The sequence below is a fragment of the Caenispirillum salinarum genome, from assembly GCF_044803115.1.
Lineage (GTDB): Bacteria > Pseudomonadota > Alphaproteobacteria > Rhodospirillales > Rhodospirillaceae > Caenispirillum > Caenispirillum salinarum_A.
The window spans coordinates 2,107,525-2,123,789 of sequence record NZ_CP085224.1 but is presented as its reverse complement, the minus strand read 5'-3'; the positions used below and the strand labels follow the sequence as shown (position 1 = coordinate 2,123,789).

The 16,265-nt window shown below is 67.2% G+C and carries 16 protein-coding genes; 8 read left to right on the top strand and 8 right to left on the bottom strand.

Annotated features, from left to right (window positions below):
* Window positions 1–88: 88 nt before the first annotated feature.
* The 3 genes from LG334_RS09695 to ectA form a co-directional block, all read right to left on the bottom strand.
* Window positions 89–487: an ectoine synthase gene (locus tag LG334_RS09695; RefSeq protein ID WP_404385576.1), complete on the bottom strand. Its 399-nt coding sequence runs from the start codon at window positions 485–487 to the stop codon at window positions 89–91.
* A 274-nt stretch (window positions 488–761) separates the two neighbouring features.
* Window positions 762–2,033, bottom strand: a complete 1,272-nt coding sequence (ectB, locus tag LG334_RS09690) for a diaminobutyrate--2-oxoglutarate transaminase (RefSeq protein WP_404385574.1) — start codon at window positions 2,031–2,033, stop codon at window positions 762–764.
* A gap of 23 nt (window positions 2,034–2,056) precedes the next feature.
* Window positions 2,057–2,524, bottom strand: a complete 468-nt coding sequence (ectA, locus tag LG334_RS09685; protein WP_404385572.1) for a diaminobutyrate acetyltransferase — start codon at window positions 2,522–2,524, stop codon at window positions 2,057–2,059.
* A 737-nt stretch (window positions 2,525–3,261) separates the two neighbouring features.
* Between ectA and LG334_RS09680 the strand changes: the two genes are divergently transcribed.
* Window positions 3,262–3,531, top strand: a complete 270-nt coding sequence (locus tag LG334_RS09680; RefSeq protein WP_404385570.1) for a type II toxin-antitoxin system HicB family antitoxin — start codon at window positions 3,262–3,264, stop codon at window positions 3,529–3,531.
* Between the two features lie 183 nt (window positions 3,532–3,714).
* Here the strand turns inward: LG334_RS09680 and LG334_RS09675 are convergent, their stop codons facing one another.
* Window positions 3,715–3,951, bottom strand: coding sequence for a hypothetical protein (locus tag LG334_RS09675; protein ID WP_404385568.1), 237 nt, complete (start codon window positions 3,949–3,951; stop codon window positions 3,715–3,717).
* Window positions 3,952–3,993: 42 nt separating this feature from the next.
* Window positions 3,994–4,683: an endonuclease gene (locus LG334_RS09670; protein WP_404385566.1), complete on the bottom strand. Its 690-nt coding sequence runs from the start codon at window positions 4,681–4,683 to the stop codon at window positions 3,994–3,996.
* A 170-nt stretch (window positions 4,684–4,853) separates the two neighbouring features.
* On the opposite strand from LG334_RS09670, the gene LG334_RS09665 reads away from it, so the two are divergent.
* The 3 genes from LG334_RS09665 to LG334_RS09655 all read left to right on the top strand — a co-directional run bounded on the left by LG334_RS09665 (window position 4,854) and on the right by LG334_RS09655 (window position 8,103).
* Window positions 4,854–5,309, top strand: coding sequence for a PAS domain-containing protein (locus tag LG334_RS09665; protein ID WP_404385564.1), 456 nt, complete (start codon window positions 4,854–4,856; stop codon window positions 5,307–5,309).
* 134 nt (window positions 5,310–5,443) lie between these two features.
* On the top strand, window positions 5,444–7,717 hold the full coding sequence (locus LG334_RS09660; RefSeq protein ID WP_404385562.1) for a DNA translocase FtsK: 2,274 nt from the start codon (window positions 5,444–5,446) through the stop codon (window positions 7,715–7,717).
* A gap of 92 nt (window positions 7,718–7,809) precedes the next feature.
* Window positions 7,810–8,103, top strand: a complete 294-nt coding sequence (locus tag LG334_RS09655) for a DUF3253 domain-containing protein (RefSeq protein WP_404385560.1) — start codon at window positions 7,810–7,812, stop codon at window positions 8,101–8,103.
* Between the two features lie 108 nt (window positions 8,104–8,211).
* Here LG334_RS09655 and LG334_RS09650 read toward each other — a convergent pair whose 3' ends face one another.
* Together LG334_RS09650 and LG334_RS09645 are read right to left on the bottom strand one after the other, a co-directional pair.
* A complete protein-coding gene (locus LG334_RS09650; protein ID WP_404385558.1) occupies window positions 8,212–8,928 on the bottom strand; it encodes a hypothetical protein in 717 nt (238 codons plus the stop codon).
* Window positions 8,929–9,108: 180 nt separating this feature from the next.
* Window positions 9,109–9,945 carry a universal stress protein gene (locus LG334_RS09645; RefSeq protein WP_404385556.1) on the bottom strand — a complete coding sequence of 279 codons (837 nt, stop codon included), beginning with the start codon at window positions 9,943–9,945 and terminating at the stop codon, window positions 9,109–9,111.
* Between the two features lie 245 nt (window positions 9,946–10,190).
* On the opposite strand from LG334_RS09645, the gene LG334_RS09640 reads away from it, so the two are divergent.
* The 4 genes from LG334_RS09640 to LG334_RS09625 all read left to right on the top strand — a co-directional run bounded on the left by LG334_RS09640 (window position 10,191) and on the right by LG334_RS09625 (window position 15,068).
* The gene (locus tag LG334_RS09640; protein ID WP_404385554.1) at window positions 10,191–11,687 is read left to right on the top strand and encodes a thioredoxin-like domain-containing protein; all 1,497 of its coding nucleotides are present in this window, start codon (window positions 10,191–10,193) and stop codon (window positions 11,685–11,687) included.
* 267 nt (window positions 11,688–11,954) lie between these two features.
* Window positions 11,955–13,178: a 5-aminolevulinate synthase gene (hemA, locus tag LG334_RS09635; RefSeq protein WP_404386346.1), complete on the top strand. Its 1,224-nt coding sequence runs from the start codon at window positions 11,955–11,957 to the stop codon at window positions 13,176–13,178.
* 170 nt (window positions 13,179–13,348) lie between these two features.
* Complete coding sequence (locus LG334_RS09630; protein ID WP_404385552.1) at window positions 13,349–14,395, top strand: GAF domain-containing protein; 1,047 nt, start codon at window positions 13,349–13,351, stop codon at window positions 14,393–14,395.
* Window positions 14,396–14,522: 127 nt separating this feature from the next.
* A complete protein-coding gene (locus LG334_RS09625) occupies window positions 14,523–15,068 on the top strand; it encodes a hypothetical protein (RefSeq protein WP_404385550.1) in 546 nt (181 codons plus the stop codon).
* Between the two features lie 430 nt (window positions 15,069–15,498).
* On the opposite strand, the gene LG334_RS09620 is transcribed toward LG334_RS09625, so the two are convergent.
* Window positions 15,499–16,239: an SDR family NAD(P)-dependent oxidoreductase gene (locus tag LG334_RS09620; RefSeq protein ID WP_404385548.1), complete on the bottom strand. Its 741-nt coding sequence runs from the start codon at window positions 16,237–16,239 to the stop codon at window positions 15,499–15,501.
* Between the last annotated feature and the right edge of the window lie 26 nt (window positions 16,240–16,265).

The following is a 16,265-nucleotide window of genomic DNA, read 5'->3' as shown; positions in this document are numbered from 1 at the left end:
GGGGCGGCCTCTGAAGGGGCGGCACGCTGCCGCCCGGCGGGAAAAAACCGCCGTACCCTGTTGAGAACGACGGTTTATTCCAGATAACTCAATCTTCCTCGGTGAGCAACGGGTACACCCCGTTCTCATCGTGGTCCTCACGCCCCGTCAGCGGCGGATTGAAGACGCAGATCATGCGCAGTTCTTCCTCGGCCCGCAGGTAGTGGCGCTCGTGACCGTTCAGGGCGTACATCACGCCGTCGTACAGCGGATAGGTGACGCCATTGTCCAGGTCCTGAAGCTCACCTTTGCCGCCGACGCAGTACACCGCTTCCAGGTGGTTGGCGTAGTGGATGTACGTTTCGGTGCCGGCGTGGATGAGCGTGTCGTGGAACGAAAAGCCCATCTTGTCCTTGGCCAGCAGCATGCGGCGGCTGGTCCAGGTTCCCTTGGCGGCCTTGAACTCGGCGTCGGTGCCCTTCAGCTCTTCAAGCTTGCGAACGATCATCTAAGGTATCCTTTCAAGTACCGGGAGGATAATGCGCGAGCGCGCCTCCCGTTGCGAAAAAGTCGTCCCGCGCCACGACCAATGGACGATCCCCCTGCGACAGACGAACCATACACTTCGTCGTGCGACCCGCTCCGCGCGGGTCCGAAACGGGCCTCGCCGATCCGCAGTGCGGACGCGGCAAGCGCCCGACCTTGCGGCCGAGCGCTTCCGGTGTTCGTCAGGCCCGCGCGGCGGCGGAAGTGTCCCGCCCGGCGCGGTCGCGCCCGGCAGCTCAGGCCGCGGACTTCTCCATCCGATCGGCGACGGCGGCGAAGGCCTCTTCCATGATGTCCAGGCCCTTGGCCAGCGACTCGTCGGTCAGGATCAGCGGCGGCAGCAGCTTCACCACCTCGTCGTCCGGGCCGGCGGTTTCCAGGATCAGGCCGTTCTTGAAGGCCTCGGCGCAGATTTCCTCGCCCTTCTCCTTGGCCGCGGTCAGTTCCAGGCCCTGCATGAAGCCGCGGCCCTTGACCTTGGCTGCGAACTGCGGGAAGCGATCGCGGATGCGGCCCAGGCGCTCCTTGATGACGGCGGCGTTGTGCTGCACGCGCTCGGCCAGTTCGTCGTTCTCCCAGTAGCGCAGGGCCTCGGCGGCGGCCACAAAGGCCAGGTTGTTGCCGCGGAAGGTGCCGTTGTGCTCGCCCGGGCCGAACTTGTCGTACTCGGGCTTCACCAGGGTCATGGCGAAGGGCAGGCCCATGCCGCCCAGCGACTTGGACATGCAGATCATGTCGGGCACGATGCCGGCCGGCTCGAAGCTGAAGAACGTGCCGGTGCGGCCGCAGCCCGCCTGGACGTCGTCGACGATCATGACGATGCCGTGCTCGGTGCAGATCTCGCGGATGCGCTTCAGCCACTCCATGGAGCAGGCGTTGATGCCGCCCTCGCCCTGCACGACCTCCAGGATCACGGCGGCGGGCTTGTCCATGCCGGAGCCGTCGTCGTTCAGCATCTGCTCCAGTAGATCGGCGGAGTTGATGCCGTTGCCGGTGTAGCCGTCGTAGGGCATGAAGATCGTCTCGTTGAGCGAGACGCCCGCGCCCTTGCGCTTGAAGGCATTGCCGGTGATCGCCAGGGCGCCCAGCGTCATGCCGTGGAAGGCGCGCGTGAAGCTGACGACCTTGGCGCGGCCGGTGACCTTGCGGGCCAGCTTGAGCGCGCTCTCGACGGTGTTCGTGCCGGTCGGGCCGGGGAACATCATCTTGTAGTCCATCTTGCGCGGCTTCAGGATCACGTCCTGGAAGCGCTGCAGGAACTTGGCCTTCGCCTCGGTGCCCATGTCCAGGCTGTGCAGGATGCCGTCATCCTGCATGTACTCGATGACGGCCTTCTTCATGCCGTCGTCGTTGTGCCCGTAGTTCAGGGCGCCGGCACCGGCGAAGAAGTCGATATACTCCTTGCCCTGGTCATCCCACATCTTGTCGCCCTTGGCGCGGACGAACGTGGCCGGGAAAGACCGGATGTAGCTGCGAACGTTGGATTCGTACTGCTCGAAAACATTCATGATATCACTCCCTCCCGGGGACTTCAGGACGCCGAGGCCAGCGGGCCGATGCGGAACAGGCGTTCGGGTTCGTGGGTATCGGCACCGCCCTGCGAGGCGGGGAACCACTCACCCGGGAACAGCTCTGAAATCCGAATGCTCGCCTCGTGGCGCTTGGCCGTGCCGCGGAACAGCATCTCGGACGCCGTGTTGGACGGAGTCACGGTCGCTTCAAGATAACGCGGACGACGGCCCTGCGGTCCTGGAAGATCAAGCAGTGCGTCGATCATTTTCTTGCCCAGGCCCCGGCCCTTTTCGGACGGAGCGACGCCGACCTGCCACACGAAGACCGTATCGGGCTGCCGCGGCGGCACGAAACCGACGATGAAGCCGACGATTTCGCCGTCGCGCTCGGCCACGACCGAGCTGTCCGCAAACCAGTGGCCCATCATCAGGTAGGCGTAGGGACTGTTGACGTCCAGCGACCCGGTGTCGCGCACCAGGTCGAACATGGCGGCGCCGTCCTCTCCCGTGGCCCGGCGGATGAGGGTGTCCTCGTCCGCGAAAACCTGGAACCCGGGAAGAACAGCGCCCCTAGTGAGGGGCTCCTCGTCGAGAGGAGTGCGCACCGGCCGAGCGGAAAGGCCCTCGGGGGCACGCGGGGCGACGGTGGGAGTGCGAGAAATCGTCATCACCTCGTCACAAATCTTGTTTGAGGGCGAAAGACTATTCGTCATCCACCCGGATAATCGTGGCGTTCCGGCGGATATCCGGTGATGTGGAGACGGGCCCTTGCTCCGCGTGCTTTGCAAGCGAACGTAGGACCCGAACCTTCATCTTCACCGAAATATCCCCGCCGCGTCAGCCACGGCTTGATGAATAAAATACGGGCAGCAGCTGAAATGTCAACCCCGCCCCCTGGCGGCTCGTCTCATTTCGGGCTCTATTTGTACTCATATAAATTTTGCTTATCGCCAAGTTTTACTCATGTAAAAGGCTATTTTTTAACTAGCTGATTACAATGAAATACGGTTTTACTCAATTTTAGGGTTGATCCGTCCGCTGCCACGCATATGATCCATATCAATCGCGGCACCCGACCACGATCGCAGTCCAGATTTCCCCCGTATTCATTCTGGACCGTCGAAGGCATGTACGTGTTCCGACGAAAGGACTGCGAATTCTCGGGCCGTGGGTCCGGAATATTGCTCGCTTAGAAACGAGAACCGGTAAGGAGGTCCACGAGACCATGAAAGGCTACATCACCATCGTTCGACGCGGCCAGAACGACGCCTATCAGGCGGAAGTCCTGGGCGTGCCGGATTGCAAGGCAACGGCTGCGACGGTGGATGAGGCCCTGGACGCCGCCAACAGGACCTTGCGGCGCCGGGCGACGGAGCTGAATACCAAGGGCATGGCCCTGCCCCAGCCCCGCCCGTCCCACGACATGTTCGCCGAGGTTTCCAAGCGTTCCGCGGTCGCCGGCGCCTGCCTGCGCGCGCCGCAGATGAGCGCCTGACGCCCGGCTCAACGCCGAATCGGCCGCCCTGCTCCGGTGGCCATGAGAAAGGGCCGGAGGTCATCCTCCGGCCCTTTTTTCTTGTGCGCAGGGGGTGGGCAGGCGTGCCCTTTACTTAGGCATTATTGCCCTTGAGCGGCCTGCCCCGCCGGCTCCGGCGGCGAAAAGATGCCTGCAGCGGCATCACTCGGCCGCTTCGCCCTCCTCGATGGAATAGCCGGACGGCGGATTGCCCTTGGTGATCGGCGGCGATTCGTCGGTCTGGACACCCCCGCCTTCGCCGACCGCCGGCATGGTGCTCGGCGGCTGCGAGGACCATTGGTCGAACACCCACCAGGCGCCGATGGCCAGCACCACCACAACCAGAATGCCGATCCAGCGGCCCTTGCCGCCGCCCGATTCCTTACCCTTGTCGGCCATGTCGTCCTCCTCTTTTCATCGTTGAGCGCGCACTCCCGAGCGTTACCCCGCCCCGCGCGCGGCGTTGATGATGTCGTCGGCGTCGCCCGCCAGGTCGGCGCGGACCAGCCCGGCCATCAGCCGTGCCAGATCATCGTCGCTCACCACGTCGGCCAGTTGCCCGGGATCACCGCTTTCCGTATCCATCAGGCCGAGCGCGACCGCGGCCTTGCGGGCTCGCTTGTCGGCGAAGGGGCGCAGGCTCTGCCACGGCTCTTGCGCCTCGCGGAAGAAGATGTCGACGCCCACGTCACCCAGGCCCTTGGCCCGCTTCAGTTCGTTGCGCAGGCAATCGGCATCGCCTTCGCAGCTGTCGTGCAGGCGGCGCAGGTCGCCGTGCCATTCCTCCTCCACCAGCTGCGCCGTCTCGCCCAGGAACGTGGCGGTCTTTTCGTCATAGCGGGCATAGCCGTTGTCGGTGAGCGGCTTGCGACGCTGGTCCCATGTGGTGTCGGCCATCTTTTTCGGCGTGGTCAGGCCGGCATCCTTCAGCGCCCGCGCCCCGGCCACCGCCTGCGGCGCGCCGATGGGAGCGGAAAACAGGATCGCCGCGCAAAGCCACTGGAACAGGGCCGACGGCGTGTTGTCGGCAAGTTTGATGCCGATTTCGTGGGCGTAGGTCTCGCCGTGGCGTTTCAGCACCTCCCTGGCAATGGCGCGGCGTCCGGCCGCGCTGGACGCGCCGCTGCTCATGGTATTCCTCCGTTCAGAGCATCTCTTCTGCTATCGAAACGTGGCCTGGACGGCCGGGGTTCGGGATCCGTGCGCCGCACCGGTTGTGGAAACCGCTTGCACCGGGCCGCCCCGGCCGCTAACGCTATCCCTCCACCCGGCCCGGCAACCCCTGCTCGAAGTCGCATCCCATGAGCCGCATCTCCCTCGTTCTCCGCCATCCGCAGCTCAAGGCCCTGTACAGCTTCTGGGTCGCGCAGTGCGAAGGCGACCAGTTGCCCATGGCCGAGGACATCGAGCCCGCTGACCTGCGTCCGTGGATCGGCAACATGGTGGTGATGGACGTCATCCCCGACGAGGATGACGAGGACGCCGACGCCTACACCTACGCCTACTACTCCAGCGGTTTCGCCAGCACCTTCGGCGACAAGGCCGGGCGGTCGCTGGACGACCTGCCGGAGGAACAGCGGGCCCTGATCAAGGCGGAATACGACCACGTCCGCCGCGACCGCATCCCCACCTCGCGCGTCTACACCGCCGAGTTCCCCGAGGGCCGGCAGACCTGGGAACGCCTGGTATTGCCCTTCTTCGACCCCGAAGGGGAGGTGGTGAAACTGCTGGTGGCGGCGTATCGGCTGGACACCTGACTCCGCAGCTTTCGTGCCGAGTCGCGCGGGTTTCTGTTGATCCCGCGCACTGCATCCTGAGATAACAGGGCATCCGTCGCGTTCGCCGGCCGGGCGAACGCCCCCGCCTTTTGTTGCCGTACTGGATACGCCGCATGACCACAAGCGACCTCGACAACCGCAACGCACCCGACAAGTTCGACGTGATGACAGCGGACGAGTTCAATCTGTGGTGCGCGCTGAACGGCAAGCCGTACCGGCTGGCCCGCCACGTCTGGCCCGACGGGCGCGCGGAGTGGGACGTGGAGGTTGACCCCGGCAAGGCCGAAGGCATGGTCTGCTACGGCACCGGCCGCGAAGACGAGGCCGTGGCCGCCGCCGCCGCCTTTGCCTTCATCGCCGGCGTGGAATGGGCCGAAGCCTCCATCCGCGCCCGCATGGAGGATGAAGTCCTCGCCGACGAAGAAGAGCCGGCGGACGAGAACGAGGACCGGCCCGCCGCCCCCCTCGCCGCCCCCCTCGCCGCCAATGAGGACGAGGCGGACATCACCGCCGTCGACGTCGACGTCGCGGACGAGGCGGACATTCAAGACGACGCGGCCGAGGCCGAGGCGACCGGGGGTGACGACGCCGAGGACGATGAGGACGCCGACGAAACGGAGTCCGGCGCCGTCGACGACAGCGCTGAACCCGTGGGCATTGCGCCGATCCTGGAGGTGGACGCCGAGGCGGAAATCGCCGCCGAGGCCGGCCCCGCCGACGACGGCGACGAAGAGGCCGAGCCCGCCGCGCAGGACGAGGCGGACGACGACGATCACGAGCGTGCCGCCGCCGCCGCCAGCGATGACGAGGACGGCGCCGTGGGCTACGACTACCCGCCGCTCGCCCTGCTCGGGGAGCCCGACAGCCACGACAAGACGCCCGAGGACGAGCAGAAGCTGGCCGACAACGCCCGCACGCTGGAAACGGTGCTGAAGAACTTCCGCGTGCGCGGCGAGATCATGGAGGTCAAGGTCGGCCCCGTGGTGACGCTCTATGAACTGGAGCCCGTGCCCGGCACCAAGTCGGCGACCATCATCAATCTGGCCGACGACATCGCGCGCAGCATGTCGGCGGTGACGGCCCGCATCGCGGTGGTGCCGGGACGCAGTGTCATCGGCATCGAACTTCCCAACGAGACGCGCGAAACCGTCTACCTGCGCGAGATCATGGACAGCGACGCCTTCCAGACCGGCGAGCACAAGCTGCCGCTCGCACTTGGCAAGGACATCGGCGGCAAGCCCACCGTGGTGGACCTGGCTCGGATGCCGCACCTGCTCATTGCCGGCACCACGGGCTCGGGCAAGTCGGTGGGCATCAACGGCATGATCCTGTCGCTGCTCTACCATCTGCCGCCGGAAAAGTGCCGCCTCATCATGGTGGACCCGAAGATGCTGGAACTGTCGGTCTACGACGGCATCCCGCACCTTCTCACCCCCGTCGTGACCGACCCCAAGAAGGCCGTCCAGGCGCTGAAGTGGGCGGTGCGCGAAATGGAAAGCCGCTACAAGGCCATGGCGACGCTGGGCGTGCGCAACATCGAGGGCTACAACGCCCGCGTGGCCGAACTGGTGGAAAAAGGCGAGCGCGTCATGCGCCAGGTGCAGGTGGGCTTCGACCGCGACCGGCGGGAGCCCATCTACGAAGAACAGCCCATGGACCTGCGCCCCCTGCCCTACATCGTCATCGTGGTCGACGAGATGGCCGACCTCATGCTGGTGGCGGGCAAGGAAATCGAGGCCGCCATCCAGCGCCTGGCGCAGATGGCGCGTGCCGCCGGCATCCACCTCATCATGGCGACGCAGCGCCCGTCGGTGGACGTGATCACCGGCACCATCAAGGCGAACTTCCCGACGCGCATCTCCTTCATGGTGACCAGCAAGATCGACAGCCGCACCATCCTGGGCGAGGCCGGGGCGGAGCAACTGCTGGGCCAGGGCGACATGCTGTACATGAAGGCCGGCGGCCGCATCACCCGCGTCCACGGCCCCTTCGTGGCCGACAGCGAGGTGGAAAAGGTCGTCCGTTTCCTCAAGGACCGCGGGGAGCCCGAATACCTCCACACCGTCACCGAGGAAGACGAGATGGAGGCCGAGAGCCTCGCCCCCGACATGGGCGGCAACGGCGGCGGCCCCGGCGCCGGCGTGCTGGAGAACCTGCCCTCTTCCGGCGACGACCTCTACGACCAGGCGCTGGCGTTGGTGCTGCGGGAGCAGAAGGTCTCCGTCAGCTTCATCCAGCGGCACCTGCAGATCGGCTACAACCGCTCCGCCCGCCTGGTGGAGCGCATGGAGAACGAGGGCGTGGTCAGCCCGGCCAACCACGTCGGCAAGCGCGAGATCCTGGTCTCGGCGGCCAGCCTGTACGGCCAGGCCACCGCCGAGGACTGAGACGCCGGCCGAGATGCCTCTTGCGGGCGGCGGGTCCTGGGAGTAGGACTCGCCGCTTTCCATTCCGTCACACCGTGAAAGATTGCCACACCATGAGCATCGACGACGACCAGCAGCAGAAGAAGGGCGACCCGCTGGCCCAATGCATCCTCGACCTCTGCGCCGCCAAGGGCAGCATCCGGCCCGAGGACGCGGCGCAGGCCTATTTCGAGGAACACCGCCGCCCCAAGGACACCGACGAGGGCTGGCGCCGCTACATGGTGCCGACCAAGCAGCAGATCGTCGCGCTGGCCCGCCAGGGGAAGGTTGAGATCGTGCGCAAGGGCATCGTCCAGGACCCCGAGGACTTCAAGGGGCTGGTGCGCATCCGCCTGCCGCAGGGGTAAGCGGCGGATCAAGCTGGATCGCGTTTCGCGAGCGTGATGGCGGCGAATGAAAAAGAAAAGGGGCGCCCATCGGGCCGCCCCTTTTTCACCAGTGCCGGGCGATCACCCTCACCCGGCCGAATAATCGCACCAGTCGGCGGTCACCTCGATGAAGCCGCGCGATCCGGGGGTGGCGGTGAAGCGGTATTCCTTGCCCTTGAAGACCATGGAATGCTGCAACGGCAGTTCGCCCTGCACCGTCTGCGCGTCCTCGCCCAGCGGCGAGAAGGTCATGGTGACGGGTTCGGCCGGGTCAAACCACTGCTCGCGCCCCTGGTTGGCCGCAGCACCCGTGCCGCTGACGGTGATGGCGTCGTCGAAGCGCACCCAGGTATTGGCGCCGTCGTAGTTTTCCGTCTTGGCGATGAAGCGCCGCGTCTCGGTGTCGGAGCACTCGCGCGGCGGATGCGCCTGGCTGACGACGAAGGCCAGGCGGTCGGCCGACAGCCCCTCGTTCATCTTCTCGCGCACCTCGCTCAGGACCTCTTGCACCGCCGCCGGTGCCACTTCCTCGTAGCGCAGGCGGTAGTCCTCGGCGGTCCGGCGCGCGTCGGTCAGCAGCGACTCAAGCTCCTGCGAGCGGGTCAGCTGCGCCTGTTCGGACTCCGACAGGCGGGAGATCTCGGCCTTCAGGTCCGCGATCTCCTGGGCCGACAGGCGGGTGCCCGCCTCGTAGGCGTAATAGGCCGTCGCGCCGATCAGCCCCAGGAAGACGACGAACTTGAACAGTCCCTTCCAGAAACGCGCTCGGCGCTCGCGCTGGTGACGGCTGCGCGGTCGTGCCATCGCTCTTCGCTGTCCTCTTGTTGTGAAGCCGCGGCAAGTCCTACGTCGGCTTTATGACCGGAGCAAGGCAAACCCGACCCGGATACCCCCAAAGACGCAGGGCGGCCCCGTTCGGAACCGCCCTGACATGAGGTGTTTCCCACCGGGATCAACCCCGGCCGGAAAAACCGCTCACGCGCCTCAGTGCGACATCAGCACCGGCACGGTCATGTGGCGCAGGATGTGGCGCGTCGCCCCGCCCAGCACCAGTTCGCGCAGGCGCGAGCGACCATAGGCGCCCATGACCAGCATGTCGATGTTCTCGTCCGTCACGCGCGACAGCAGCATGGAGCCCGGATCGACGTCGTCGGAGAACACATGTTCGGCATTGGCGTGGACATCGTGGCGCGCAAGGTGCAGGGCGATGTCCGCCCCCGGAACGTCGCCGTGGCCGCGGGCCCCGCCGCGCGGGTTGATGGCCATGACCTCGACGTGCTTGGCCTTCTGCAGAAGCGGCATCGCGTCGTTGACGGCGCGGGTGGCCTCGCGGCCGCCGTTCCAGGCGACCATGATCCTGCGGCCGACGTGCGGGAAGGTGCCGGCGTAGGGCACCACCAGGACCGGCCGGCCGGCGTCCAGCACCACCTGGTCCACCAGCTGGTCCTCGCCTTCCATGGCCTCGGCGCTGGTGTCGCGCTGGCCGATGACGACCAGGTCGGTGTACTTGGCGTGCAGGCACACCTGGTCGATCAGGTTGCCCTCCACCGAGCGCCATTCGGCCCGCACGCCGCCGGCGCGCACCTTGTCCTCGAACAGCTTGTGGGCGCGGTCCGATGCTTCCTGCGCGTACTGGTTCTGGACCTTCTGCACCTCGGGGCCGAGCTGGCTCATGACGAACTGCGGCACGTGCGGCACCATGCGGACGAACAGGCCCGTCAGGTGGGCGTCGTGGTCGTTGGCGAGCTGGATGGCGACGTCCAGGCGCGTCGCCGCGTGCCGCGACCCATCGACGACAACCATGATGTCCTTCAGCGCCATGCGTTCCTCCTGTTTCGATCGCCGGCGAGGCCTTGGCGCGCCCTTCGCCGCCACTGCGTTTGTGGGGTTAAACCCTTGAAACGGAAGCAGCATACCCCAACCGGACCGGGCTGCACAGGGGGCACGCGCGGCCCGCGCCGGGAAGATCACCCGCCGGCCGCGTGGTGGCGGCACAACTTGCCACTCCGGAAGAGCGAAGCCATATAGGCGGTCCCAGCCACGGAAACGTGAGGAAACGGAAGGGCATGTACGGCCTCGTCACGGCGCCGGAGATCGACCGCAAGGGACTCGCCTGGTTCAACACGCCCGACCCGCTGTCGCTGAAGTCGCTGCGGGGACGGATCGTGATCCTGGATTTCTGGACCTACTGCTGCATCAACTGCGTCCAGGTCCTGCCGACCCTGCGCCAGATCGAGGAAGCCTTTCCCCACCAGGTCGCCGTCATTGGCGTTCACAGCCCGAAGTTCGCCGCCGAGCGCTGTCCCGAGGCCGTGGAACACGCCGTCCGGCGGTACGGCATCCGCCATCCCGTGGTTCACGACCCCTACATGACGCTGTGGGACGAATACGCCGTGCGGGCATGGCCGACGCTGGTGCTCATCTGTCCCAACGGCAAGGTGATCGGTCAATTGTCCGGCGAGCCCGACCCGGCCCTCATGATCCAGGGCTTAAGCGATCTGATAGACACCCTGGGCGGCGTCAGCCCGCGCATGCCGGTGGATATGCCGCTCTCCGTACCCTCGGCGGCGGGCGGCGGGCCGTTGCGGTTCCCCGGCAAGGTCAAGCCCCTGGCCGGGGCGGAAGGCCGCTGGGCGGTGGCCGACGGCGGCAACCATCAGGTTCTTGTGTGCGAGTCCGACGGCCGCGTGCTGTCGCGCTACGGCGCCGGACTGCCGGGCACCGACGACGGCCAGGCCGAACATGCCGCCTTCGCCTCGCCGCAGGGCCTTGCGTGTACCGAAGACGCCATATTCGTCGCCGACACGGGCAACCACCTGGTGCGGCGCATCGACCTGTGCTCGGGCGCGGTGACCACGGTTGCCGGCCTGCGGTTCCGCGGCCTGCCCGTGTCCATGCGCCAGTCGGCGGCCGAGACCGCGCTGGCCTCGCCCTGGGACCTGGAGATCACGCCCGACGGCCGCACGCTGTTCATCGCCAACGCCGGCACGCACCAGATCCTCGCCATGGACACGGTGGCCGGCACGGTGGAACCGTTGGCCGGCACGGGCGGCGAGAACATCCACGACGGCCCCGCCACCAGTGCCCTGCTCGCCCAACCCAGCGGACTGGCCCTGGCGCCCGACGCCTCGGCGCTGTATTTCGCCGACAGCGAAACCTCGGCCGTGCGCAAGGTCATCCTGGACGGCTGGCGCCTGGGCCAGACGGCGCGGGTGGAGACGCTGGTCGGCCGCGGCCTGTTCGATTTCGGTCACGACGACGGCCCCATGACGGCGGCGCGCATGCAGCATCCGCTGGGGGTGGCCGTCATGCCCGACGGGCGCGTGGCGGTCGCCGACAGCTACAACCATGCCATCCGCCTCATCGACGAGGCCGCCGGCACGGTGGAAACCCTCAAGACCGGCCGCCTGCACTGCACCGGCGCCGCCTGCCGCCGCCCGCTGTGGGAGCCCGCGGGCCTGTGGCCCACGCCCAAGGGGCGGTTGCTGGTGTCCGACACCAACAACCATCGCATCGTCGAGGTCGATCCCGCCACCCGCCGCATGCGAAGCTGGCTTGGCTGACACATCTTGGTGTAAGGTGTTCATGACGACTCATGGCACGAAGGCGTGGCTTGCAGCGAGTCGCCGGCCTGCCGTAGAGTCGGCGGACATACCCGACACGGCGCGCTGGCGCGCCTTGGCGCTGGACGATCCGGCGGCGGACGCGATACCGTATGCACCGATATCGTGATACCGCTCCGGACGGACCGACGCTCCGGAGGAAAACGTCGGCGACGGCAGCGCGCGGAAGGCGCTAACGCCGTGCCACCAGACAAGGTGACCCTGCCCATGGACTACGAGGCCTACTTCGCCGAGCGCCTGGACGCGCTCAAGAGCGAGGGCAACTATCGCATCTTCGCCGATCTGGAGCGCAAGGTGGGTGCCTTCCCGCGTGCGGCCAACCACCGCGACGGCGGCGTGCGCGACATCACCATCTGGTGCAGTAACGACTACCTCGGCATGGGGATGCACGACGGCGTGCGCGGCGCCATGTGCGAGGCCATCAACCGCTCCGGCGCCGGCGCCGGCGGCACCCGCAACATCAGCGGCACCACGCACTATCATGTGCTGCTGGAGCAGGAGTTGGCTGCCTGGCACCGCAAGGAAGCGGCGCTGACCTTCACGTCGGGCTACGTCGCCAACCTGACGACGCTGATGACGCTGGGCGGCCAGATTCCCGACGTGGTGCTGTTCTCGGACGAATTGAACCACAACTCCATGATCGAGGGCGTGCGCCATTCCCGCGCGCCCAAGAAGATCTGGAAGCACAACGACGTGGCGCACCTCGACAAGCTCATGTCCGAATACCCCAAGGACCAGCCCAAGGTCGTGGTGTTCGAAAGCGTCTACTCCATGGACGGCGACATCGCGCCGCTGGACGAGATCATCTCCTGCGCCGAGGAGCACGGCGCCATGACCTTCCTGGACGAGGTCCACGCGGTCGGCATGTACGGCCAGCGGGGCTCGGGCGTGGCGGAGCGCGACGGCGTGGCCGACCGGGTCGACATCATCCAGGGCACCATGGGCAAGGCGATCGGCGTCGTCGGCGGCTATATCGCCGGCTCGGCCCGCATGATCGACTTCATCCGCAGCTTCGGCGCCGGCTTCATCTTCACCACCAGCCTGCCGCCGGCCGTCGCCGCCGGCGCGCTGGAAAGCGTGCGCTACCTCAAGGATCACAATGCGCTGCGCGAACGCCACCAGGAGCGCGCCGCCACCGCCAAGCGCCGCCTGCGCGAGCGCGGCATTCCCGTGATGCCCTCGGTCAGCCACATCGTGCCGGTGCTGGTGGGCGACCCGACGCTGTGCAAGCAGGCCAGCGACCTGCTGCTGGACCGTCATTCCATCTACGTCCAGCCCATCAACTATCCCACGGTGCCCAAAGGCACCGAGCGCCTGCGCATCACGCCGACGCCGCTGCACGACGACGACGCCATGGATTATCTGGTGGATGCGCTGTGCGACGTTTGGCAGACGCTGGGCATCCAGAAGGTCCCTGAGGCGGCGGAGTAACCTCCGCCGCCCGGGCGGCTGCCGGCCGCCATTCAGGCCTGAGCCATACCTCGTGTTTCCCATGCGCGGCCGTCGTCGGAGATGTCGTGCGCGCACCCTTTTACATCCTATATTATACACAGACACACACCGCTCGGCCCTGTGCCGGGCGCTGCACGAACGGGCCGCCCATGATTGCTCCTCCCGCTCCCGCCGACGAGGCCCTGCGCCTTCTCGTTCTTGAGGAGTGCGCCCTGCTGGACACGCCGCCGGACCCGGTCTTCGACGCCATGACCGATCTGGCGGCGACATTGTGCGATACCCCCATCGCGCTGGTCAGCCTGCTCGACAAGTCGCGCCAGTGGTTCAAGGCGCGCCGCGGGCTGGAAGCGCAGGAGACCCCGCGCGAATATGCGTTCTGCGGCCATGCCATCGCCGCCGCCGAGCCCCTGGTGGTGGAGGACGCCACCGCCGACTCCCGGTTTATCGACAATCCGCTGGTGACGGGCCCGCCGGGCATCCGTTTCTACGCCGGCTGGCCCATCATGGCGGGCGACGGCGCCTTGCTGGGAACCGTCTGCGTCATCGACCGCGTGCCCCGCACCCTAAGCGAAGACCAGTTCCACGGCCTCGGCCGCATTGCTGAAATGGCCTCGGCCCTGATCGACGAGCGCCGCCGCAACCGCATGCTGCTCGACCAGTCGGCCAAGGCGTCGGAGCAGCTTCGCCGCCTGGCCCTGACCGACAGCGTGACCGGCGCCCTCAACCGTCGCGGATTCCTGGACCAGGCGACATGGATGGGCTCGGGCCCCGGCGCGCTGGTGCTGATGGAAGTCGACAGCCTGGACCTCATCCGGGCCGAACTCGGCCTGTCCGCCGCCGAGTCGGTGGTCAAGGAGATCACCGCCCTCGCCCAGCGCCTGGGCCATGACGGCGTGGTGGGGCGGCTGCAAAGCGCCGTTCTGGCCGTCTACCTGCCCGACAGCGACCTGGACGAGGGCCGCGCCCTGGCGGAGCGCCTGCGCGCCATTCTCGCGGCATCGCCCGTCGATGCGGCCGGGGAACCCTACTCGGCCACCATCACCGCCGGCGTGGCCGCCGTGGTCGGCCCGCGCGGCGTGGAGGCGGCCCTGACCGCCGCCGACACCGCCTTGACCGAGGCGCGCACCATGGGCGGCGACCAGGTGGTCATCTGCGCCCGCGCCGCGCCGCCCCCGCCACGGCAATCGCTGGCGTGATCCGGTCCCGTCCGGCGCGCGTATACTATCAAGGCGAATGCGGCATTGGACATCGGCGCCAAGCCGCGTATACTTTGAGAAAGATTCGCAATTCGCCCGCCTCCACCCCGGACCAGGAGACCGATCCATGTTCGCCGACAAGACATTGACCCCGCGCGAGGCGGTGCGTCTGTGTGCCCTCGGCACCATCGCATCGGGCCCCATGCGCTATAGTGATCTGGCATCCAGCGTGCGGCACTTCATCAGCCGCCTGACGGGCCCGAGCGTCGACCTGCTGGGCACCTCCATCGAGCTTCTGCGCTACGAGGGACTGGTGGACTCCGTCGGCGGCGAGGGCATGGAGGAAGACGCCGAACTGACCATCACCGAGGCCGGCCAGCGCGAGTTCCGCAACCTGATGGTCGCGCCCCTGCGGCCGGCGTCGGACCTGTCGAAGCTCATCACGGCGCTGAAGTTCCGCTTCCTGCACCTGCTGGCCAAGGAAGACCAGAAGGCGCAGGTGGACCTGCTGCTGGACACCTCGGAAACGGGCCTGAACCGCCTGATCGACCTGCGCGACGCCATGGAGGGCGAAGGCGGCTATCTGGCCGACTGGCTGGACGACGAAGTGCAGCGCGCCGAGGCCCGCATTGCTTGGCTCAACAGCCTGCGGGCGAAGGTCGGGGTGGTCTGACGGCGCCGGTGCGCTTTGCGTCAAAAGAAAGGGCGGTTCCCCCGGGGGAACCGCCCTTTTCCGTGGCCTCGCGCGGTTGGGGGTCTAGACCTGCGAGGCCAGCGGGCCGGTGAGCATCGCCAGCATGGTGCCGGCCGGGCGGCGCGGCCTGGGCGGGCGCCGGGGCGGGGGCCGGACGGCAGGCGGCATCGCGGGCTCACGAAAGACAGGGGTCGAAGCGGTCGGCATGAGCACATCTCCGATGCGTCAACGTGTCGCTGATCGGGAAATGTGCGCCGAAGAGGCGGCTTCAAGCGCCGGAGCGCGGCTAGAGCCTGCGAGGCTGCAAGAAATCGCCGGATTGCTGGTCAGAGGCACTGCAAAGACGGCCAGTCCAGTGCAGGGGGCTGCTGCCTTCGGGGTCCACCTCCGGCGTCCGCCGTCCTGCCGCTCAATACAGGTGCTGGCCGCCCGTGACGAAGATCTCCGTCCCCGTGACGTAGTTGAATTCGTCCGTGCACAGGCGGAATACCGCCGCCGCCACGTCCTCGGGCTTGCCCATGCGGTCGAGCGGGATGCGGGGGATCAGTGCCTCGTATTCGGGGCTGATCATCTCCGTCTGGATTTCGCCCGGCGCGACGGCATTGACGCGGATGCCAAGCTGCGCCATCTCGGCGGCCATCTCGCGCGTCAGGCCCGACAGCGCGGCCTTCGATGTCGAATAGGCCGAGCCGGCGAAGGGATGGACATAGTGGCCGGCGATGGAGGTGATGTTCACCACCGCCCCCTTGGATTTCGCCAGGTCGCCGGCGAAGCCACGGCCGAGGCGCAGCGGCGCGAAGAAGTTCAGCTCGAACACGTCGCGCCAGCCGTCGATGGACCCGTTCAGGATGCCGAGGCGCTCCTTGAAGGGCGTCTTGGGCGACACGCCGGCGTTGTTCACCAGCGCGTGCAGCGGCGCACCGTCGAGAATGCCGCGGACGTCCTTGATGAAGTCCAGCACGTCCTGACGCCCTTGCAGGTCCACCTGGAAGTGGTGGGACCAGTTGTCCTCGCGCGGCAGGTCTTCCGGCAGCCCCCGGCGGGCGCAGGTGATGACGCGCCAGCCTTCCTGCATGAAACGCTGGGCGGTGGTCTGGCCGATGCCCTGGCTGGCACCGGTGATGACGACGGTCTTCTGGTCGCTGCTCATGGGCTTAGGTAATCTGAACACAGGCT